The organism is Rhodococcus sp. BL-253-APC-6A1W, from assembly GCF_012843405.1.
GTDB lineage: Bacteria > Actinomycetota > Actinomycetes > Mycobacteriales > Mycobacteriaceae > Rhodococcus.
Window position 1 is genome coordinate 180842 of the sequence record NZ_JABAFB010000008.1, and the last position, 20129, is coordinate 200970.

20 protein-coding genes, 1 pseudogene and 1 riboswitch are annotated in these 20129 nt (G+C 68.3%); of the genes and pseudogenes, 13 read left to right on the forward strand and 8 right to left on the reverse strand.

The genetic code is table 11. The annotated features are described in order from the left end of the window. Nucleotides 1–75 precede the first annotated feature (75 nt). The 7 genes from HF877_RS14550 (at nucleotide 76) to HF877_RS14580 (ending at nucleotide 7796) form a co-directional block, all read left to right on the forward strand. Nucleotides 76–1593 (forward strand): NlpC/P60 family protein, encoded by a 1518-nt coding sequence (locus HF877_RS14550; RefSeq protein ID WP_240952441.1) that lies wholly within the window; start codon nucleotides 76–78, stop codon nucleotides 1591–1593. Nucleotides 1594–1972: 379 nt separating this feature from the next. Beyond that, the gene (locus HF877_RS14555) at nucleotides 1973–3085 is read left to right on the forward strand and encodes a MoxR family ATPase (protein ID WP_346765179.1); all 1113 of its coding nucleotides are present in this window, start codon (nucleotides 1973–1975) and stop codon (nucleotides 3083–3085) included. Further along, nucleotides 3082–4044, forward strand: coding sequence for a DUF58 domain-containing protein (locus tag HF877_RS14560; RefSeq protein ID WP_169621902.1), 963 nt, complete (start codon nucleotides 3082–3084; stop codon nucleotides 4042–4044). The genes HF877_RS14555 and HF877_RS14560 overlap by 4 nt, the downstream gene beginning before the upstream one ends. Further along, a complete protein-coding gene (locus HF877_RS14565; protein WP_169621903.1) occupies nucleotides 4041–5021 on the forward strand; it encodes a VWA domain-containing protein in 981 nt (326 codons plus the stop codon). Before HF877_RS14560 ends, HF877_RS14565 begins: the two co-directional genes overlap by 4 nt. Before the next feature lie 65 nt (nucleotides 5022–5086). Next, entirely contained in the window at nucleotides 5087–5836 is a 750-nt protein-coding gene (gene fabG1, locus HF877_RS14570; protein WP_169621904.1) for a 3-oxoacyl-ACP reductase FabG1, read from the forward strand. A gap of 53 nt (nucleotides 5837–5889) precedes the next feature. Beyond that, on the forward strand, nucleotides 5890–6696 hold the full coding sequence (gene inhA / locus HF877_RS14575; RefSeq protein ID WP_169621905.1) for an NADH-dependent enoyl-ACP reductase InhA: 807 nt from the start codon (nucleotides 5890–5892) through the stop codon (nucleotides 6694–6696). A 20-nt stretch (nucleotides 6697–6716) separates the two neighbouring features. After that, nucleotides 6717–7796: a ferrochelatase gene (locus tag HF877_RS14580; protein WP_169621906.1), complete on the forward strand. Its 1080-nt coding sequence runs from the start codon at nucleotides 6717–6719 to the stop codon at nucleotides 7794–7796. 11 nt (nucleotides 7797–7807) lie between these two features. Here HF877_RS14580 and HF877_RS14585 read toward each other — a convergent pair whose 3' ends face one another. Further along, complete coding sequence (locus tag HF877_RS14585) at nucleotides 7808–8494, reverse strand: helix-turn-helix domain-containing protein (RefSeq protein ID WP_169621907.1); 687 nt, start codon at nucleotides 8492–8494, stop codon at nucleotides 7808–7810. Nucleotides 8495–8625: 131 nt separating this feature from the next. On the opposite strand from HF877_RS14585, the gene HF877_RS14590 reads away from it, so the two are divergent. Further along, nucleotides 8626–9459, forward strand: coding sequence for a methyltransferase domain-containing protein (locus HF877_RS14590; RefSeq protein WP_169621908.1), 834 nt, complete (start codon nucleotides 8626–8628; stop codon nucleotides 9457–9459). A gap of 4 nt (nucleotides 9460–9463) precedes the next feature. Here HF877_RS14590 and HF877_RS14595 read toward each other — a convergent pair whose 3' ends face one another. After that, on the reverse strand, nucleotides 9464–10273 hold the full coding sequence (locus tag HF877_RS14595) for a hypothetical protein (protein WP_169621909.1): 810 nt from the start codon (nucleotides 10271–10273) through the stop codon (nucleotides 9464–9466). Nucleotides 10274–10349: 76 nt separating this feature from the next. On the opposite strand from HF877_RS14595, the gene HF877_RS14600 reads away from it, so the two are divergent. Next, complete coding sequence (locus tag HF877_RS14600; protein ID WP_169621910.1) at nucleotides 10350–11186, forward strand: DUF3097 domain-containing protein; 837 nt, start codon at nucleotides 10350–10352, stop codon at nucleotides 11184–11186. 39 nt (nucleotides 11187–11225) lie between these two features. Here the strand turns inward: HF877_RS14600 and HF877_RS14605 are convergent, their stop codons facing one another. After that, the gene (locus tag HF877_RS14605; RefSeq protein WP_169621911.1) at nucleotides 11226–11654 is read right to left on the reverse strand and encodes a pyridoxamine 5'-phosphate oxidase family protein; all 429 of its coding nucleotides are present in this window, start codon (nucleotides 11652–11654) and stop codon (nucleotides 11226–11228) included. A gap of 180 nt (nucleotides 11655–11834) precedes the next feature. On the opposite strand from HF877_RS14605, the gene HF877_RS14610 reads away from it, so the two are divergent. Next, on the forward strand, nucleotides 11835–12275 hold the full coding sequence (locus tag HF877_RS14610; RefSeq protein ID WP_169621912.1) for an NfeD family protein: 441 nt from the start codon (nucleotides 11835–11837) through the stop codon (nucleotides 12273–12275). Nucleotides 12276–12278: 3 nt separating this feature from the next. Further along, nucleotides 12279–13520, forward strand: coding sequence for an SPFH domain-containing protein (locus HF877_RS14615; RefSeq protein ID WP_169621913.1), 1242 nt, complete (start codon nucleotides 12279–12281; stop codon nucleotides 13518–13520). Between the two features lie 33 nt (nucleotides 13521–13553). On the opposite strand, the gene HF877_RS14620 is transcribed toward HF877_RS14615, so the two are convergent. The 3 genes from HF877_RS14620 to HF877_RS14630 form a co-directional block, all read right to left on the reverse strand. Then, complete coding sequence (locus HF877_RS14620; RefSeq protein WP_346765169.1) at nucleotides 13554–14528, reverse strand: DMT family transporter; 975 nt, start codon at nucleotides 14526–14528, stop codon at nucleotides 13554–13556. Nucleotides 14529–14669: 141 nt separating this feature from the next. Beyond that, nucleotides 14670–14760: riboswitch (glycine riboswitch) on the reverse strand. A gap of 70 nt (nucleotides 14761–14830) precedes the next feature. Next, the gene (locus HF877_RS14625) at nucleotides 14831–15346 is read right to left on the reverse strand and encodes a hypothetical protein (RefSeq protein ID WP_169621914.1); all 516 of its coding nucleotides are present in this window, start codon (nucleotides 15344–15346) and stop codon (nucleotides 14831–14833) included. Further along, complete coding sequence (locus HF877_RS14630; protein ID WP_169621915.1) at nucleotides 15343–15924, reverse strand: hypothetical protein; 582 nt, start codon at nucleotides 15922–15924, stop codon at nucleotides 15343–15345. Before HF877_RS14630 ends, HF877_RS14625 begins: the two co-directional genes overlap by 4 nt. Nucleotides 15925–16481: 557 nt before the next feature. Here HF877_RS14630 and HF877_RS14640 point away from each other — a divergent pair. Together HF877_RS14640 and HF877_RS14645 are read left to right on the forward strand one after the other, a co-directional pair. Beyond that, nucleotides 16482–17501, forward strand: a complete 1020-nt coding sequence (locus tag HF877_RS14640; protein WP_169621916.1) for a zinc-dependent alcohol dehydrogenase family protein — start codon at nucleotides 16482–16484, stop codon at nucleotides 17499–17501. Nucleotides 17502–17565: 64 nt separating this feature from the next. Next, nucleotides 17566–19215, forward strand: coding sequence for a DHA2 family efflux MFS transporter permease subunit (locus tag HF877_RS14645; RefSeq protein ID WP_169621917.1), 1650 nt, complete (start codon nucleotides 17566–17568; stop codon nucleotides 19213–19215). Nucleotides 19216–19240: 25 nt separating this feature from the next. Here HF877_RS14645 and HF877_RS21380 read toward each other — a convergent pair whose 3' ends face one another. After that, nucleotides 19241–19504 (reverse strand): cyanophycin synthetase, encoded by a 264-nt coding sequence (locus HF877_RS21380; RefSeq protein ID WP_346765170.1) that lies wholly within the window; start codon nucleotides 19502–19504, stop codon nucleotides 19241–19243. A 76-nt stretch (nucleotides 19505–19580) separates the two neighbouring features. Beyond that, a pseudogene (locus tag HF877_RS21385) lies at nucleotides 19581–20039 on the reverse strand (Mur ligase family protein); the annotation flags it as partial. Nucleotides 20040–20129: the final 90 nt, after the last annotated feature.

Genomic DNA, 20129 nt, shown 5'->3' on the forward strand with positions numbered 1-20129 from the left:
CGGCGGTCTTCTCTTCGCAGCACCCGTTCGGGCCACGTCGTCCGCGCCTCCCGGTTGCTCGCGGGAATCGGCCTCTTGACGACGGTGCTCGTCGCAGTGGGGTCGACTGCGGCCGCGGTGCCACCACCACCGCCCAATCCGTCGGACACGGAACTGGACGCGGCCGGGGCGGCCGTGAACTCCGGGATCCACCGCATCGGTGAACTGATCGTGCGCATCTCCCACGCAGATCAGCAGCTCGCCGAACTCGACGCCCAGGTCGCGATCAAACGCGAGGACGTCAACCGCGCCCTCGTCGACTTGCATTCCGCCCAGGACGCCGTGGCAGCAGCCGCGCAGGCCGTGGCGTCCTCCCAGCTCGCCCTCCAGGACGCGGGCGCCCAGATCTCACACGCGCAAGCGGACTTCGACTCGTTCGCGCGGGAGAGCTACACCCGCGGATCGAACGCGACATCACTCGCCGCGTTCCTGTCCACCGACGGCCCCGAGGACCTGCTCGACCGCGCGCAGGTGATGCGCATGCTTTCGACCGGACGCGACGCGGTGCTCGACGCACTCGAACGCGCGCGCACCGAACAGGCGAACTCCCATTCCCGTGCGCGCGCCGCGAAACAGGAGGCCGACGCCGCAGCGGCGGCCGCCGAGCAGCGCAAGGTGGACGCGGAAGCTGCGATCGCCGTCGCCCGCGATGCCCTCGACCGGGAAGCCGCAGAAAAGAGCCGCATCGAGCAGGCACGAGCGGGAGCCCAGGCCGAACTGGATTTCGCGCGCACCAATGCCGCCGGTCTCGAGGGTCAGCGCGCGGAGTACGTGGCATGGGATCGCCGCCGCGTGGCGGAGGAGGCGGCCCGTGCCGCTGCCGCCGAGGTGGCGCGTGAGGAAGCGGCAGCGGCGGCCCAGCGGGTCGCAGCCGACGACGCCGCACTCGCGCGGGCAGCCGAACTCGCCAACGGACGACGTCCCCACACCGACTTGGGAGAGAGCGCACCTACCCTCGACACGCCGGCCGTGAGCGCCGCCGTACCGGACGAGGACCTCGATCCCGACGTGACACCGAGCCCGGGTAGCGAGGTGAACCCGGCAGACGAAGTCACCGAGACACCTCGCACGCCCACACCGCAGACTCCGCGGTCGTCGCCGCGCACCCGGTCGACGCCGTCGCTCACCGGCGCCGCGGCGGTCGAGACCGTGATCGACCGTGGGCTGTCCCAGATCGGCGTGCCGTATGCGTGGGGTGGGGGAGACGAGAACGGACCGACCCGCGGAATACGGGACGGCGGTGTCGCCGACAGTTACGGAGATTTCGGCAAGGTGGGCTTCGACTGCTCCGGGCTGATGATCTATGCGTTCGCCGGTATCGGCATCTCCCTGCCGCACTACACCGGATATCAGTACACAGCGGGCACCCAGATCTCGTCGTCGGAGATGAGACGCGGCGACATGATCTTCTACGGCCCCAATGCGAGCCAGCACGTGGGCCTGTACCTCGGCGACGGCACGATGCTCGAGGCGCCGCAGTCGGGTTCGCACGTCATGATCTCGCCGGTACGCTGGGACGGCATGACACCGTATGTGGTGCGCATGGTGTCCTGACGGTGAAGTGATCGTGATCGCACTGTCCGGGCGTGGGACTCGCCCACGCCGCGGGCCTGGCGTTACGGCACACTGAATCGACACCTGCCATAGTGGTGCAGCAGGCGATTTCCAGTGGATCAACGTAGGCGAAAGCGGTGGATTCTTGGTGACCTCACGCGAGGGCGGGACGTCGGGTACGGCAGCGGGCGCACAGAAGGGCGGGGCCGGCTCGAACAACGCCGCCGGTCAGGGCCACGACGTGGAGCCGCAGGGCACGGCCGGACCGGGCAGCGGCAGGGCGGACGCCGGCGCTCCCACACGGGGCAGTGTCGCGGCGAACCCTCCCGTTGCCGGAAACGGCCCGTCCGCCGGTGCGACGAGTGCGTCCGCTCCCGCCGTGTCCACGTCGAAGGAGCCTGTGGCCGCACCGGAGAAGGCGTACGACCCGGCAGACGACGTCCGCCTTCTCGAGCGCGCCATCTACGAGGTCAAGCGAGTGATCGTCGGCCAGGACCTCCTCGTCGAACGCATGCTCGTCGGAGTGCTCGCCCGCGGGCACGTCCTGCTCGAAGGCGTGCCGGGTGTCGCGAAGACCCTCGCGGTCGAGACGTTCGCCAAAGTTGTCGGTGGATCCTTCTCCCGCGTCCAGTTCACTCCCGACCTGGTACCCACCGACCTCGTCGGAACCCGGATCTACCGGCAGGGCCGCGAAGAGTTCGACACCGAACTCGGCCCGGTGGTGGCGAACTTCGTGCTCGCCGACGAGATCAACCGCGCCCCGGCGAAGGTGCAGTCGGCGCTGCTCGAAGTGATGGCGGAACGGCACGTCACCATCGGTGGCAAGACGTTCCCGATGCCCGACCCGTTCCTGGTCATGGCGACGCAGAACCCCATCGAGAACGAAGGCGTCTACCCGCTGCCCGAGGCGCAGCGAGACCGGTTCCTGTTCAAGGTCCTCGTCGACTACCCCTCGGTCGAGGAAGAACGCGAGATCGTCTACCGGATGGGAGTCGCGGCTCCGGAACCGAAGCAGGTGCTCTCCCGGGAGGAACTGCTGCGACTGCAGAAGATCGCCAGTCGCGTGTTCGTGCACCATGCGCTCGTCGACTACGTGGTGCGGGTCATCTTCGCGACGCGCTCGCCGGCCGAACTGGGTCTGCACGACGTGCAGGGATGGATCGCCTACGGCGCCTCTCCGCGTGCCACCCTCGGCATCATCTCCGCAGCCCGCGCGCTCGCTCTCGTCCGCGGGCGCGACTACGTGATCCCGCAGGACATCATCGACGTGATCCCCGACGTGCTGCGTCACCGCTTGGTGTTGTCGTACGACGCGCTGGCCGACGACGTCTCACCGGACCGGATCATCGCCGAGATCCTCCAGACGGTCGGTCTGCCGCAGGTCGCGCCCCAGGCCACGGCACCCGTGCCGGCGGGTCCCCCCGCGGCGGTGCGTCCCGGTGCTCCTGTGGTGCCCGCGCCCGGACCGCACGGAGGTGCAGGGCAACGGTGAGCGAACCCGCCCGCGACGGGTCGCCACCCACGTTCCGTTCCGGCGAGCTGCGCGACCCCGCATTGACTGCTGCGCTGCGCACCCTGGAACTGACCGTCCGGCGCCGGCTCGACGGTGTCCTGCACGGTGATCACCTGGGCCTGATTCCCGGACCCGGGTCCGAACCGGGCGATGCCCGGGAGTACCAGCCGGGCGACGACGTACGCCAGATGGATTGGTCGGTCACCGCCCGCACCACCCATCCGCACGTGCGGCAGACCGTCGCGGATCGCGAACTCGAGACCTGGCTCGCGGTCGATCTGTCCGCGAGCCTCGATTTCGGCACGGCCGCGTGCGAGAAGCGCGATCTGGTCGTCGCAGCGGTCGCGGCGATCGCGCATCTGACGATCGGCGGCGGCAACCGGATCGGCGCCGTGGTGTCCACCGGCCGCGACACGGTGCGGATTCCCGCGCGCGGGGGACGGGCCCACGCCCAATCCATGCTGCGCACCATCGCGACCATCCCGCACCCACCGGACGGGACCCGCGGTGATCTGCGCGGTGTCGTCGAGGCGCTGCGGCGGCCCCAGCGCCGGCGCGGTCTTGCCGTCGTGATCAGCGACTTCCTGGGACCGCTCGACTGGCAGCGGTCGTTGCGTGCCCTCTCCGGCCGGCACGACCTGCTGGCAGTCGAGGTGCTGGACCGCCGCGACCTGGAACTGCCCGACCTGGGAGACGTCGTCCTGCACGATCCCGAAACCGGACGCACCCGTGAGTTCACGACGACACCGCAGCTTCGCGCCGACTACGCCCAGGCTGCCGCGGAGCATCGCGCTGCCGTGCAGCAGGCGATGCGCAGTTGCGGGGCCCCGATGCTGAGTTTGCGGACCGACCGGGACTGGATCAGCGACGTGGTTCGTTTCGTCGCGGCTCGCCGGCACAGTTACGCAGCCGGCGGCGTGGGGAGGGTGGGCCGGTGAGCATTTCCGGTTTCACCTCACCGTGGTGGTTGCTGTTCCTGGTCGTGGTTGCCGCCCTCGGCGTCGGCTACGTGCTGGTGCAGCGCCGCAGGCTCTCTCACACGCTGCGGTTCACCAACTTCGAACTTCTCGAGAAGGTCGCTCCCGACCGGCCCGGACGTGCCCGCCACATCCCGGTCGCGCTGCTGCTGGCCGGCCTGGTCTTCCTCACGGTCGCCCTCGCCGGACCTACGGCCGAGCAACGGGTGCCGCGTAATCGCGCGACGGTCGTCGCGGTGATCGACGTGTCGCTGTCGATGGAGGCGACCGATGTCGCACCGTCCCGGCTCGCCGCCGCGCAGGAAGCGGCGAAGCAGTTCGCGGACGATCTGACTCCCGGGATCAACCTCGGTCTCGTCGCGTTCTCCGGTACCGCGTCGGTGCTGGTGTCACCGACCACCAACCGGGAAGCGACGAAGACGGCAATCGATCACCTGCAACTGAGTGAGCGCACCGCCACCGGCGAAGCGATATTCACTGCGATGCAGTCCATCGACACCCTGGCCGCTGTGCTCGGCGGCAGCGATCAGGCGCCGCCCGCCAGGATCGTGCTGCTCTCGGACGGAAAGCAGACCGTGCCGGAGAGCCCCGACGACCCGCGGGGAGGTTTCACCGCGGCGAGGCAGGCAGCCGAGAAGGGAATCCCGGTCTCGACGATCTCGTTCGGCACCGCGACCGGAACGGTCACGATCGAGGACGAGCGCATCCCGGTCCCTGTCGACGATCCGTCTCTCAAGGAGATCGCGAACCTGTCCGGGGGTAGCTTCTTCACCGCGTCGAGTCTCGAGGAACTCGAGGACGCCTACAACACTCTCGAGGAGCAGATCGGCTTCGAAACGACGCGCGGCGATGCCAGCCGGCCGTGGCTGATGCTCGGTGCTCTCTGCGTCGCCGCAGGCCTCGTCTCCGCCATGGTGCTTCGCCAGCGCCTGCCCTGACCCTTCTTGTCGCCGCTCACGGAGCCCTGTCCGTGTGCGATCCACCACCAGATAGGTTTGTCGCCATGACTGACGCAAGTAGCCCCGCCGCGTCCACGCGCCCCGCGGGCACGCCCCGGTCCGTTCTCGTCACCGGAGGAAACCGCGGTATCGGCCTCGCGGTGGCTCGCCGCCTGCAGGCCGACGGACACAAGGTTGCCGTCACCCACCGCGGTTCCGGTGTCCCCGACGACCTGTTCGGTGTCGTGTGCGACGTCACCGACGCCGAGTCGGTCGACCGCGCATTCACCGAGGTCGAAGAGCATCAGGGCCCTGTCGAGGTGCTGGTCGCCAACGCCGGCGTCACCGACGACACCCTGCTGATGCGCATGACCGAGGACCAGTTCACCAGCGTCCTCGACGCAAACCTCACCGGGTCCTTCCGGTGCGCGAAGCGTGCCAACCGGGCGATGCTGCGCGCACGGTGGGGACGGATGATCTTCCTCGGTTCGGTCGTCGGTATGGCAGGCCAGGCCGGGCAGATCAACTACGCGGCCTCGAAGGCCGGCGTGATCGGACTCGCCCGGTCGGTGACCCGCGAACTCGGCTCACGCTCGATCACCGCCAACGTCGTCGCACCCGGGTTCATCGAGACGGACATGACCGCGGAACTGTCCGACGATCTGCGCGACATGGCAAAGAAATTCATCCCGATGCAGCGTCTCGGCAAGCCCGACGATGTCGCGGGCGTGGTGAGCTTCCTCGCCTCGGACGACTCCGCCTACGTCTCGGGCGCTGTCATCCCCGTCGACGGAGGCATGGGCATGGGTCACTGACCCGCCGCCACACCCGGACCACATCCGAATCTCACTGGAGGATCGACACACTCATGGGCGGACTGCTCGAGGGCAAGACCATTCTCGTCACCGGCATCATCACCGATGCCTCCATCGCGTTCCACACCGCCAAAGCGGCACAGGAACAGGGCGCGAAGATCATCATCACCGGCTTCGACCGGTTGCGGCTGATCGACCGCATCGCGCAGCGTCTGCCGCAGCCGGTGCCGCCGGCGATCGAACTCGACGTGCAGAACACCGAGCACCTCGCCGGGCTCGCCGACAAACTGCGTGAACTCGCGCCCGAAGGGATCGACGGCGTCGTGCATTCGATCGGTTTCGCGCCGCGTTCGTGCCTGGGCAGCCCGTTCCTCGATGCCCCGTGGAGCGACGTCGCCGTCGCCCTGGAGGTCTCCGCGTATTCGTACGGTGCACTTGCCAAGGCGGTGCTGCCGGTCATGAACGAGGGCGGTTCTCTCGTCGGCATGGACTTCGATCCGTCACGCGCGGTGCCGTTCTACAACTGGATGGGCGTCTCCAAGGCGACCCTCGAATCGGTCAACCGGTATGTCGCCAAGGAGGTCGGCCCGCGCGGAATCCGCTCGAATCTCGTCGCCGCCGGCCCGATCAAGACCCTTGCGGCGAAGGCGATCGCCGGGGATGCCACCGGACCGGGAGCCGAGATGAACCGGCTCAACGAAGGCTGGTCCGCCGCGTCCCCGATCGGATGGGACGTCGAAGACCCGACTCCGGTCGCGAAGACCGTGTGCGCGGTACTGTCCGATTGGTTGCCCGGTACCACCGGGTCGATCGTGTACGTCGACGGTGGTTTCCACTCACAGGTCGGCCTCGGCGCCTGACAGGTCAGGAGAGCACTCCCATGGTGAGCACCCCCGAATCGTTCGACGCGCTGCTGGTGCTGTCGTTCGGCGGCCCCGAAGGCCCGGACGATGTCCGGCCGTTCCTCGAGAACGTCACCCGGGGCCGGGGTATCCCGCCGGAACGTCTCGACGACGTTGCGCAGCACTACCTGCACTTCGGGGGTGTCTCACCGATCAACGCGCTCAACCGGGCCCTCATCGATGCCGTGCGCGGCGAGTTCGAGGCGCACGGCATCGACCTGCCGGTGTACTTCGGAAACCGTAACTGGCATCCGATGGTCGAGGACACCGTCGCGGCCATGCGTGACGACGGAATTCGCAACGCGCTGGTCTTCGCGACCTCGGCGTGGGGCGGTTATTCCGGATGCCGGCAGTATCACGAGGACATCCGCCGGGCGCGGAGCGCGGTCGACGACGCCCCCGACCTGACGAAGATCCGGCAGTTCTACGATCACCCGCTGTTCCTCGACGCGGTCGCCGATGCCGTGCGCGCGGCCCGCACCGAACTGCCCGACGACGCAGCGGACGCGCGCCTGGTTTTCACCGCTCACTCGATCCCGACGTCCGCCGATGCGACCGGTGGACCGCCGGACGCCGGTGGCCGTCTCTACAGCCGCCAGGTTGCCGAGGCCGCGCACCTGGTCGCGGATTCGCTCGGTGTCGACGACTACGACCTGGTCTGGCAGTCGCGTTCGGGCCCGCCCCGCGTGCCGTGGCTCGAACCCGACATCGTCGACCATCTCGATGCTCTCCACGAGCGGGGAGTGACCGCGGTGATCGTGGTTCCGGTCGGATTCATCTCCGACCACCTCGAGGTGGTCTGGGATCTCGACACCGAAGCCCGGGACCGTGCGGCCGAACTCGGCATGGAGTTCGTGCGCGCGGCGACGGCCGGGACCGATCCCCGTTTCGCGCAGATGGTCCGTGAGCTCGTGCAGGAACGCCTCGGTACGGCATCGCCGCGCCGGCGCGGAACGGAACCGGAGTTCGGAGTGGGGTGCAACGGCACGCTGTGCGCAGTCCGGTGCTGCGAACCCCCGGCGCGGCCCTCTCGGCCGGCGCCCACAGCGGAGGACTGAGCACTCACGGCTCAGAGCGCCGGCTCACCACTGCGATTCGCCCCGGCCAGGGGAGAGACGAACCAGCTCGGGAGGGACCGCCGCAGCCCCACCGGGCCCTCCACCACCACGGCTCCGGTCCGCAGCGCCTCGGGCCAGTCGTTTTCTCCGCGCCAGATTTCGGTCAGATCCCGCAGCCCAGCCGTGACCGTGACGGAGACCTCGAAGCCCGGATCGGTGTCGCAGACGTCGACCTCTCCGGGAACGATGACCAGCCACCACCGCCGCGACCCGCGTGGGGCGCCGGTGAAGACGAACTCCACGACCACCCGAGTCTCCTCGATCGCGGAGTGGTCGACGTTGCGGTGCATATCCCACATCAGCAGCTTGGGGTCGAGGTCTTCGTCGCCGAGCCGGCCCGTCCACCGCGATCCCCACGTGCCGAGCGCGGACACCACCGGTTCCAGATCACGTCCGGCGGGTGTGAGCACGTAACGGACCTCCGAACCGTCGACGGTCCGTTGCACGATGCCCGCGACCGTCAACTGGTGCAGGCGGGTGGACAGCAACGACGGCGACATCCGGGGGAGTCCGCGGCGGAGGTCGTTGAATCGCTCGCTACCGAGCACCAATTCGCGCACCAGCAGAAGTGTCCACCGCTCGTCGAAGAGTTCCATCGCTTTCGCGACGGGACAGAATTGGTGGTAGGGCGAGCCCATGCTTCGAATGGTAGGCCTGCCGAGCGGTACAGATTCCGAACTGGAAGCAATCCGCGGGTGTTCATACCGTTGACGTGCGCCTCCGAGATCTGTCGACGACGGATCGGACGCTCCGTTGAAGGAGATGTGTGATGACGCAATCCCGCTCGGCACTCGATGCAGACCGCGACCTCAAGGCGAAACACCGGGCCATGTGGGCGCTCGGCGATTATCCGGCCGTCGCGTCCGGAGTGATCCCGTCGCTCGGGCAGATCCTCGTGTCCGCGTGCCGGGTCGGCCCGGGCGACCGGGTGCTCGACATCGCGGCCGGTTCGGGCAACGCCGCGATTCCCGCCGCACTGACCGGGGCCACCGTCGTGGCGACGGACCTGACTCCCGAACTGTTCGACATCGGCCGGCGCGATGCCGAGGACGCCGGCGCCACCGTGACCTGGCAAGAGGCGGACGCGGAGGCGATGCCGTTCGGCGACGCGAGTGCCGACGTGACGCTCTCGTGCGTCGGGGTGATGTTCGCGCCGCACCACCAGGTAGCGGCGGACGAACTCGTGCGCGTCACCCGTCCGGGAGGCCGGATCGGGCTCTTGAGCTGGACGCCCGCGGGTTTCATCGGCCGGATGTTCGCCACGATGAAGCCGTACGCGCCCGCACCACCCCCGGGGGCACAACCACCCCCGCTCTGGGGCGACGAAGACCATGTGCGGACCCTGCTGGGGGACCGGGTGACCGATCTGACGGCGAGCACCGGTTCGTTACGTGTCGACCGTTTCCCCACGGGCGAAGCGTTCCGCGACTTCTTCAAGACGAACTACGGGCCGACGATTGCGGTCTACCACGCACTCGCGGGCGATCCCGAGCGAGTCGCCGCGCTCGACGGCGAACTTGCCGAACTGGCGCGCCGGCACGATCTGGGTGGGGGAGCGATGGACTGGGATTACCTGCTGGTCACTGCCAGTCGCGCGGGGTGAGAACTCAGCCGTGCTGGGGCGCGCGCAGAGCGGCGTCGACCGCGCCGACTCGCGCGTGCCGCACCGCGGTCCACAAGGGACGCAGCGCGGATTCGCGGGCGTCCAGCGTGGTCGCCGAACCGGCACGCAGACCCCCGCCGCGCCCCGCGACGGTGAGGATCGCCGCGACCTGATCGGCGGAATCGAGGATCCGCACGGCACGCTGCGGGATCGAGTCCGGATACCGGTGACGGGCGTACTCGGCGATCTCGGCCGCGATCTCGGCACGCGGGTCGGTGCTGCGCCCGTCGTCGCCGACCGTGCGGATACCCGTGAGCGTGGCGGCGGCGTCGCGCACCGCTTCGCGCATGGTGAATTCCGCTTCGCCGAGGCCTGGTAGGTCGGTGAGTTCGGGTACCGCCGGGACGGCGAACACGGTCCAGCGGAGTACATCGGGTCCCTCGACGGTCGGAACCAGGCCGAGTCCGGGCGTTCCCGGCGCGCCGACGAGTACACCCTCCCCGGCAGCCGTTGCTGCTGCGGAGAAGGCGATGCCGACGGGCAGGCCGCGCACATCGCCCGGAGACGGCAACAGCAGTCGGATGCCCGAACCTCCCGCGGGGTCGGCCCGCCGGATCACGGTGAGCAGTACCGCGGCGCCGTCCTGCGGGTCCTGGCCGGTCAGCCCGGCGCGGTGTTTCGCGTCCGCCTCGGCGGCAGCGACGAGATGCATCGGCGCCCACTCGTGCAGGGCATCGATGACCTCGTCGGGCGCCGCGCGACCGGAGAGCCATGCTCCGGCCCACAGCGTCAGGCTCTGACTCGGGGAACTCACGGAACGAGCATAGGACGCCTGTTCTCCGGCGTGGCGACGACCGCCCGCCGGTGTCGTTGTCCTAACGTTGACCGGCGTGAGTCCACGCGACAGCTACGGCGACATCTATGCCGGACACAACCGCAAGCGGAGGAAGACCGTCCCGGAACTCGAGGCCGAGAAGGATCTCGTGGTCGAAGACGCCGCGTCGGGGTGGTGCGGCGCGATCGTCGGCATCGAACGCACCTACGACGGCGACTTTGTGCGCTTGGAGGACGGGCAACGCCGCACCCGTCTGTTCGCGATGCGGCCTGCCGCGTTTCTGATCGACGGTGCACCTGTCACTCTGGTGCGGCCGAAGCCGCGACCGGCGGCGCAGACCCCGGCGAGATCGGCCTCGGGGTCGACCAGAGTCGAGGGCTTGCGGGCACGCGTGGCCCGCGGAAGCCGCATCTGGGTCGAAGGTGTGCACGACGCGGCCCTCGTCGAACAGGTCTGGGGACACGACCTCCGTGTGGAGGGCGTCGTCGTCGAACAACTCGAAGGGCTCGACAACCTGGCCGAGCGGCTCGCCGAGTTCCGTCCCGGTCCGGGACGGAGGGTCGGTGTCCTGGCGGACCATCTCGTCACCGGATCGAAGGAACAGCGGCTGACCGCGAACCTCGGCCCGCACGTCATGGTCACCGGCCATCCCTACATCGACGTGTGGGAAGCGGTGCGCCCCAAGGCCGTCGGGATCGAGTCCTGGCCGACGATTCCGCGCGGCCAGGACTGGAAAACCGGCGTGTGCCGTGAACTCGGCTGGGGTACGCCGCAGGAAGGCTGGCGGCGGGTCTACGGCGCGGTGTCGTCGTTCCGGGACCTCGAAGCCCCGCTGATCGGCGCTGTCGAGCGACTCGTGGATTTCGTCACCGAACCCGGCGACGGCGACTGAGCGCCCCGCCCCGAAGGTCGACGGCACATCCGGGCGCACTCAATACCTGTACCGCCGCACGGTATCCGGATGGATGACGATACGTACCTGGTCTTCGGCGAGGATCCCGGCGAGATCGGCGGCACGAACCGGATCGTCGAGATCCCAATAGCGCGCGGCCAGGCGGGAACACAACTCGTGTGCTCCGTCCGCCTCGATCGTGGTGTGGCCCGCGACCGACACCCACCGTTCACGTTCCCCGACCGGTGCGGCGACCACGATCGAGGCGCGGGGGTCGCGCCCCAGGCGGCGGATCTTCAGCGAGTCGGGGGCGGTGAACAAGTCGACGGTGCCCGCGTCGGTGGCCTCGAACCAGACCGGTCGGGGCTGGGGCGGGAGCGGTCCTGCGGCCACGCTCACGAATCCGTGCAGGGGGCGTCTGAGGAACTCCAGGTCCTCGGCGGTCAGTGAACTCGTGGGGGTGCTCATCATGACCCTTTCGGATTCGGGGAAGGGTGGGGCCGGCGGCGCCCGCCCGGTCGCGTTCCCTCCGCACGGACGGTTCGCCGACGTGCTGAGCATTGTGCTCGTCGCGGCGGGTGTGTGCGCGGCAACCGCTCAGCAAGCCTGTGAACTGGCTCTCTGCCGCAATGTCCGATTTATGGTTCGATGGTTGCTGTGGCGGCATTGATATGGCTTATCGCCGGCGTGGCACTGGCTGCGGCGGAAGCGCTCACCGGTGACTTCGTCCTGCTGATGCTCGGCGGTGCGGCGCTGGCTACCGCCGGTGTCTCGGCTGCAACGGATCTGCCGGTGTGGCTCGACGCCGTGGTGTTCGCACTGTTCTCGCTGGTATTGCTGCTCGGAGTCCGGCCCATCCTGCGCCGCCGCTATTCCGCGCCGCCCGCGCTCACGACGGGCGTCGACGCGCTACCCGGCAAGCACGCGCTCGTCGTCGAGCAAGTGGGTGAGCACGCGGGCCGGGTGAAAATCGACGGCGACGTGTGGACTGCCCGGCCGTTGGACGCCACCGAAGTGTACGAACCCGGAACAACCGTGACCGTGATGCAGATCGACGGCGCGACCGCCGTCGTATGGAGGGGTGTCTGACCTATGGAAGCGCTGATCGTACTCGCCGTACTGGTGGTACTCGTCGTGATCGTGGTGGTGAAGTCAGTCGCCCTGATCCCGCAGGCAGAAGCCGCGGTCATCGAGCGGCTGGGACGCTATTTCCGGACCGCGTCGGGACAGTTGACGTTCCTGGTGCCGTTCGTGGACCGTATCCGCGCGAAAGTCGATCTGCGCGAACGGGTGGTGTCGTTCCCGCCGCAACCGGTCATCACCAAGGACAACCTGACGCTGAGCATCGACACGGTCGTCTACTTCCAGGTCACCAACCCGCAAGCCGCGGTGTACGAGATCAGCAACTACATCGCCGCCGTCGAACAGCTCACGGTGACGACCCTGCGCAACGTCGTGGGCGGTATGACCCTCGAAGAGACTCTCACCTCCCGTGACTCGATCAACGGTCAGTTGCGCGGCGTGCTCGACGAAGCGACCGGCCGCTGGGGTCTGCGGGTCGCGCGCGTCGAACTCAAGAGCATCGATCCGCCGCCGTCGATCCAGGAGTCGATGGAAAAGCAGATGAAGGCGGACCGCGAGAAGCGCGCGACGATCCTCACGGCCGAAGGCCACCGCGAGGCCGCGATCAAGACCGCAGAGGGCGACAAGCAGGCACGCATCCTGTCGGCCGAGGGATCGAAGCAGGCCGCGATCCTCGAGGCGGAAGCGGAACGGCAGTCCCGCATCCTGCGGGCGCAGGGTGATCGGGCCGCCCAGTACCTCGAGGCGCAGGGCGAGGCGAAGGCGATCGAGAAGGTGTTCGCAGCCATCAAGGCCGGTAAGCCGACCCCCGAGATGCTCGCGTACCAGTACTTGCAGACGCTGCCGCAGATGGCGCAGGGTGACGCGAACAAGGTGTGGCTCGTGCCCAGCGACTTCGGCGACGCCCTCAAGGGTTTCGCAGGCGCGCTCGGTGCTCGCGGTGAGGACGGTGTCTTCCGCTTCGAGCCGAGCCCGGTCGACGAAGACCTCCAGCGTCCCGAGGACGACTCGGCAGAGGTCAGCGACTGGTTCGACATGAAGACCGACCCGGTCGTGGCGAAAGCGGTCGCCGAAGCCGAGGCAGTGGCACGCAAGCCGGTGGACCCCGCGGTCCCGGTCGTCTCCGGAGAGAAGCCGGCCGGTGTCACGCGCGGTAGCCAGTCGTCCGCGCTGCCGGCCGCAGACCCCGCTCCCGAAGAGCGCGTTTCGTCTCTGGAGACAGAGGTCGGCGAGGAACTCCCGAGGCAGTAATCCTGCCCGGCCGCCGGGGCGTGCGCACGCACGTCACCGGCGGCGAGGAGATGTGAGCGGAAGTGCCATCGCCACGATGACGAGACCGGCGCCCACGCCCGCGAGGAGCGACACGGATTCGCCGAACACCGCCACACCGAGCAGCAGAGCGACCACGACTTCCAGGTAGGACAGTCCGGCGAGTTCGGCCGCACGCAGATACGAGCCGGCGACGACGAGCAGGCCCAGGGCGAACAACCCGCAGACGACGAAGAACCCGATAGCCCATACCCAGTTGCCCGGGGTCATTCCGGAAAGATCGGGCCGGGTGACCACCACGACGAGCCCGGTCGCTGCCGCCCCGAATGCGAAGGTCCAGAAACTGCGTACGTCTGCGGGCATATCCGAGCGATAGCGGTAGCAGAGCAGCGCGGCGCCGTAGAACACTCCCGACACGACACCGAGCACGGTACCCAGCACTTGCTCGTCCGAACTCGGGGCGGGCGCGCCGCCGATCAGACCCGCGGCCAGGAGCATCCCGGTGAACGCGGCGACAAGGGACACCGCATCTCGGCGAGTGATCGTCTCTCCGAGGAACATCCTCGCGAACACGGTCGCGAGAACCGGGCCGAGATAGTGCAGGACCACCGCGCGCGACAGGTCGGTGAGCACGGTCGCGGAGAGATAGGTGGCAAGGGACAGGGCGAGGAACACGCCGCCGAGCACCACCGACCACGACAGCCGGGCTCGTCGCAGTTTCCCGAGACGTCGCGACAGTGCCAGCATCACCAGCATCCCCAGCCCGCCGACGAGCATCCGGCCGAAGGTGAGGGCTTCGCCGAGTACGGCGCCGGGAGGGGTGGCCATGCGGCCGAACAACCCGGCGGTGCCCATCGCCGTTGCGGAGACCACGATCGCTGCGATACCCAGCCGCCTTCGGCGGGTATGTGCCGACTGATCGGCCAGGCGGTTATCAATGAGAAGCGGAACGACAGGCACGCGTGAGGGTGCGTCGACAGACGGAGCCACGGAACTTCCTCCGGACAGGGTGCATCGCGCACCGGCGGGTGGTCGGTTCCCCGCTCTGTCATGTGACCTGAGAGCTTTCGCGGATCCGTGGACCCACTTACACCTTCGGTGAACCCCGCGGGGTTGCTTTCCAGAGGAGCCTCGCCGGCGGCGGTCTGGGGGCCTGAGAGATTCCCGGGGAGGTTGCTCCTTCGGCGCCCGCACGTGTGCGGAACTCTCCCGCTGCAGTTCGATGGCATATTCGGTTGTCCGAGCGAGTATGCCAGCCCGATGCGGAGGCCCTGGATCCGGGTGAGCGCGGATCAGGTGATGAGCGCGGTACCGACGCCACACGCGGCACACGCCCACAGCACACTGGTGGCCGTGCCGATGATGAACTGCTCCGAGGCGTTCGGCTCGCGTAGCTCCGGGTACCGCGCGAGACCCTTGACGGCCATGATGATCGCGATGCCTTCGGGCCACCCGGCAAGGATCGACACCGCGACGGCGCCGCGCTCGAGCACGCCGATGACCCGTCCGCCCCGCAGCGGCCCGGGCGGGGGAGCGGGATCGGGTCCGGCATCCGGTTGGCGTCGGGCGACACGGAAGGCGACGAGTACGGCCGGTCCGCCGCCGGTGACGGCGGCCAGGGTGGTGAGCGCGAGTGTCACTGCCAGCGCGAGGCCGTGCACGGGCGCGGTGGCGGTGGCCGCCAGGGCTGCACCGCCGAGCGCCGTGGTCGTCACTGCCGCGCCGAGCCACGCCGGGAGCGTAGGACGGAGAGAGAGCGCGGGCGCGAGGGCGGCAACGGCGAGGCACACCAGCGAGACGACAGTCAACGATCGGCCCTTTCCAGCAGTCGGTGAGCGAGCGCGCATCCTGCGATCTCGGCTTGCCACCCGGCCGCGGCCAGGCGTTGGGACACGGCTTGCTTGCTGATGCCGAGTTCGTCGGCGATCCGGGCCTGCGTCGATCCGGTGCGAGCGAGTGCCACGGCTTCGTGTCCCTGGGGGGAGCGCCGGAGGACGAGGGTCGCGAGCAAGGTCAAGGCGGCGTCGGCATCTGCTGCGGCCTCGGCGTCGTCGCCCTCCACGGCGACCTGCCCGATGGAACTCTTGGCGCGTTCGACGGCACGTCGGGCGAGTTCGAATGCCGGTCCGCGACCGGCGCGGGTCTGTTTCGGCAGGGGAGTCTCGACGGGGCCGATCCCGATTCCGATGCTCCAGCGCTCTCGCCGGAGCAGTTCCAGCACGAGGTCGACCACCACACCGGGATCGTCGGCGACGGCCTGAACTTCGTCGCCGGCTGTGCGGTCGAACGGACGGACCAATCGTGGGTCACGCAGGTCGGCGAGGAGTCCCGAGACGCGGTCGATGTCGCGGCGACTGCCTCGTTGATCGACCGTCAAGACGAACATCGGTCAAGTGTGAAACCTTGTTTGATCAAAGTCAAGGATTGAGGCTTGTTCAGAGTTCGCCTTCGGGCACCCGGTTGTATTCCTCGTCGGTGACAGGTTCGAGCCAAGCATGAAGTGGACGAGAGCGGCCGAGACTCGCGACGGTGGCGGCGCTGCCGCCACCGGGTCTATGTAGACATCACCGCTGAACCAGTCCTCCGGGCCTATCCCGGTATCGAGCGAGCTGCGCACGATCTGCATGACGTCCTCCTTCGGCCGAGCCCTCCCACGTATGTCCCGGACGGCGAGGGCGGCCGTCATCGCCCGATGTCGTGCTGTCCATCAGATCAGGCGGCATCGTCGGGGATGCACTTTCCGAACGGCAATTGCCCGTACTGTGACCTGGAGAGCAGTGCAGCCGTGATCGGTAGCGGGAACGCCGCGGGCTGCGTGAGCAGCACCCGAACGGAGTGCACGTTCGCGTCGTTGATCGCCGAAGTTGACCTTTCGGACGCGGGCGGAACCCCGAACCCGAAACGGGTGAACCGGAATCCGTGTCGGCAGACGAAGGAGATCTCATGCGTGGAGTCATTCTCGACGGGCCCGGCGAGGTGCGGATCGCGGACCGTCCGGATCCGGAGATACTCGAGCCGACCGACGCCGTCATCCGATTGGCCGCCACCTGCATTTGTGGTTCCGATCTGTGGCCCTACCGCGGCGCAGACCCTGTCGACCACATGCCGATGGGTCACGAGTACGTCGGAACGGTCACCCGGATAGGCGATGCGGTTGCCGACGTCGCGGTCGGGGACTTCGTGGTCGGTTCGTTCTTCGCATCCGACAACACCTGTGAGATCTGCCGCGCCGGTTATCAGTCCCGGTGCGTGCACGCCGTACCGATGGGTGCCATAGGCACCCAGGCCGAGTACGCGCGCGTCCCGTTGGCCGACGGCACACTCGTCCGGACGCCCGGCCCACCCGACCCGGATCTCATCCCCTCGCTCCTGGCAGCGTCGGATGTACTCGGAACCGGGTGGTTCGCCGCGGTTGCTGCGGAGGCAGGCCCCGGTAAGACCGTCGCAGTCGTCGGTGACGGTGCAGTGGGGCTACTGGGGGTCATGGCAGCGAAACAGCTCGGCGCCGAACGGATCATCGCCATGAGCCGCCACGCCGATCGTCAAGAGCTGGCGCGCGAGTTCGGAGCCACCGACATCGTCGAGGAGCGCGGGGACGAGGGCGTCGGGAGAATCAAGGACCTCACTTCCGGACTGGGAGCGCACTCGGTGATCGAGGCCGTCGGCACCCAGGAGTCGATGATGCAGGCGATCCGCTCGACACGGCCGGGTGGGCACGTCGGGTATGTCGGTGTGTCCCATGACGTATCGCTGCCCGGCGGAGAACTGTTCTTCGCCGAGGTGCATCTGCACGGCGGGCCCGCCCCGGTACGGCGCTTCCTGCCGGAGTTGATCGACCTGATCTGGAACCGCGCCATCGACCCAGGAGCCGTATTCGATCTGACTCTGCCTCTCGACGAGGCAGCCGAGGGCTACCGCGCAATGGATGAACGTCGAGCGATCAAGGTGATGCTCACTCCCTGAGTTCCGTCGATGGTGCGGTGCTGTCCAGGGCGACGAACTCCGCAGCCGGGAAAGGAAGCCTCCGATGACGATGGAAACCCCTGATCCTGAAGTCGACGTGGGCCGCCGGAAGTGGATCGGACTCGGCGTCCTGGCCCTGGGACTGTCGTTGATCGTCGTCGACGGCACGATTGTCAACGTCTCCCTCCCGGTCATCATCGACGACCTGAACCTGGATCTGACCGACGCGCAGTGGATCAACAGCATCTATTCGGTCGTGTTCGCGGCATTGTTGCTCACGACGGGAAGGCTCGGCGACCGAGCCGGTCGCCGAATGCTGTTCATCATCGGGGTGCTCGTGTTCATCTGCGGAAGCCTGGCCGCAGCGGCGTCGGACAGTTCCACCACGTTGATCTCTGCCCGCGTCGTTCAGGGCATCGGAGGTGCCCTCGTTCTTCCCTGCACACTTTCGACGGTCAACGCCACCTTCCGCGGCAGGGACCGAGCAGTCGCGTTCGGCGTGTGGGGTGCGGTGATCTCGGGGATGGCAGCCGTCGGTCCGTTGCTGGGAGGTTGGCTGACGACCTCGTTCACCTGGCCGTGGATCTTCCTCGTGAATGTGCCGATCGGCATCCTCGTCATCATCGGAGCGGTGCTGTTCGTGCCCGAGACCCGGTCGAAGACCACGGTTCCCGGACTCGATGTCCTGGGGCCGATTCTGAGTGCGATCGGGTTCGGCGCGCTGGTGTTCGCCCTCATCGAGGGGCAGAAGATCGGCTGGTGGAAACCGATCGCCGATCTGAGGGTCTTCGGGGTGACGTGGCCGGAGACCGCGCCGATCTCGGCGACCCCGGTTGTCGCTGTGGTGGGAGTTGTCACCCTCGGGGCGTTCGTGATGTGGGAGCGACACCGTGCCGGCCTCCGGCGGTCCGCAATCCTCGACCTGACCCTGTTCCGGATCCGAACCTTCAGCTGGGGAAACACCACCGCGATGACGGTGGCGATCGGAGAATTCGGGCTCCTGCTGGTGCTACCGCTGTTCCTCGTGAACGCCTACGGACTCAGTACCCTCGGCGCCGGCTATGTGCTGGCAGTAATGGCGCTGGGCGCGTTCGCTTCCGGGGCTTCGGCGCGCTTCGTCACCGGGAAACTCGGAGCTCCCCGTACCGTCATGCTGGGTCTGACGCTGGAAGTGATCGGGGTGCTCGCCTTCGCGCTGTACCTCCGCCCGTCGGCGAGCTCCGTCCTGCTCGCGCTGCTGCTCGCGATCTACGGCATGGGCTTGGGCCTCGCGTCCGCCCAGCTCACCGGAACCGTGCTGGTCGATATCCCGACAGCGGAGTCGGGGGAGGGGTCTGCCATTCAGAGCACCTCCCGGCAGCTCGGCGCAGCCCTGGGCACGGCCATCCTCGGGACCGTGCTCTCGCTCGGCTTGGCGCACAGCCTCACCGACCGCCTCGAATCGAGTCCTCTACCGGCGCAGGTGCAGTCCGGCTTGGTCGACAGCACCCGGGACTCGGCAGGCAGCACCATTCCGATCATCCGCGATCAGGGCGACGACGGCCGTCTCGGTCCGGCCGGTCCCGAGACCGCCGAGGCCCTGTCGGAAGGTTTCGCGGACGCCACCAGGTGGTCGTTGTTCTTCGCGGCGGGATTCCTCGTCATCGGACTGGCGAGCGCCACCCAGTTACAACCGCGCAGGCAGGCTGGAGTGCCGGTACCGGACGCCGGATAGCAGTCGGCGCTTGCTCGTCACCGGATCAGGTGACGACGACGTCTGCGTACGCGGCGGCAGTGTGCCCGAGCGGGAACCGTTTGCTCGGATCCCGGTCGCCGGTCGCGCCGATCACGAGGATGAGCAGCCCGCCGGCCGTCAGCGAGCGCAGAAACGGCAACAACTCTTTCTGGCCCGACGTGTTGTGCATGTAGTCCACGAGGGCGAGGAAATCCTGGCCGGCGTCGAGGCGGCCCGGGGACGCCGTGCAGAGTCTCGAGGCCCGCCGCCGCACCCAGTACGTCGGCACCGGTGGCGGCGAGCGACGTGAGAGCGGTCAACGCGTTACCCACCTGGTGCGGTCCGAGAAGGGAAAGGCGGACTCGGGCATACCCGTCGGGTGTGTGCAGAGAAAAGTCGGTTCCGTCGGCACCGCAACGTATTTCGCCGGCGTACAGATCCGCATGCGTGTCGTTCGTCGAGTGGGTCCACACCGGTATCCTCGCGGTCGCCGCCAATCGCCTCGCGTATTCGTCGTCGCGATTGACGACGGCGGCCTTTGCGCGGTCCGGGGTGAACAGGGCGGCTTTGGTGGCGAAGTAGCGGTCCATCGTTTCGTGGAAGTCCAGATGATCGGGTCCGAGGTTGGTGAACGCAACGGTGCGGAACCACACGCCGTCCACGAGGCCTTGGACGATGGCGTGAGACGACACTTCCATCGGCACCGCGCCCACGTCCTGCTCCCGGAACTCGGCGAGGATGCGCTGGAGCACCGCCGCTTCGGGGGTCGCTCGCGTGGCTGGACGGGCGCCGCCGGGACCGCGCACGGTGACTCCACTGATCATGCCGGTGACGACGCCGAGCGTCCCGAGAGCGGCGTCGAGGAGGTACGTGGCCGCGAAAACTGTTTCCGGGCCCGGCGGCGTAGAGGCAGC

Coding starts and splice junctions, on each gene's coding strand:
- fabG1 (WP_169621904.1), top strand. CDS start 5,087: ATGACTGACGCAAGTAGCCCCGCCGCGTCCACGCGCCCCGCGGGCACG.
- inhA (WP_169621905.1), top strand. CDS start 5,890: ATGGGCGGACTGCTCGAGGGCAAGACCATTCTCGTCACCGGCATCATC.
- HF877_RS14580 (WP_169621906.1), top strand. CDS start 6,717: ATGGTGAGCACCCCCGAATCGTTCGACGCGCTGCTGGTGCTGTCGTTC.
- HF877_RS14585 (WP_169621907.1), bottom strand. CDS start 8,494: ATGGGCTCGCCCTACCACCAATTCTGTCCCGTCGCGAAAGCGATGGAA.
- HF877_RS14590 (WP_169621908.1), top strand. CDS start 8,626: ATGACGCAATCCCGCTCGGCACTCGATGCAGACCGCGACCTCAAGGCG.
- HF877_RS14605 (WP_169621911.1), bottom strand. CDS start 11,654: ATGAGCACCCCCACGAGTTCACTGACCGCCGAGGACCTGGAGTTCCTC.
- HF877_RS14610 (WP_169621912.1), top strand. CDS start 11,835: ATGGTTGCTGTGGCGGCATTGATATGGCTTATCGCCGGCGTGGCACTG.
- HF877_RS14615 (WP_169621913.1), top strand. CDS start 12,279: ATGGAAGCGCTGATCGTACTCGCCGTACTGGTGGTACTCGTCGTGATC.
- HF877_RS14630 (WP_169621915.1), bottom strand. CDS start 15,924: ATGTTCGTCTTGACGGTCGATCAACGAGGCAGTCGCCGCGACATCGAC.
- HF877_RS14640 (WP_169621916.1), top strand. CDS start 16,482: ATGCGTGGAGTCATTCTCGACGGGCCCGGCGAGGTGCGGATCGCGGAC.
- HF877_RS14645 (WP_169621917.1), top strand. CDS start 17,566: ATGACGATGGAAACCCCTGATCCTGAAGTCGACGTGGGCCGCCGGAAG.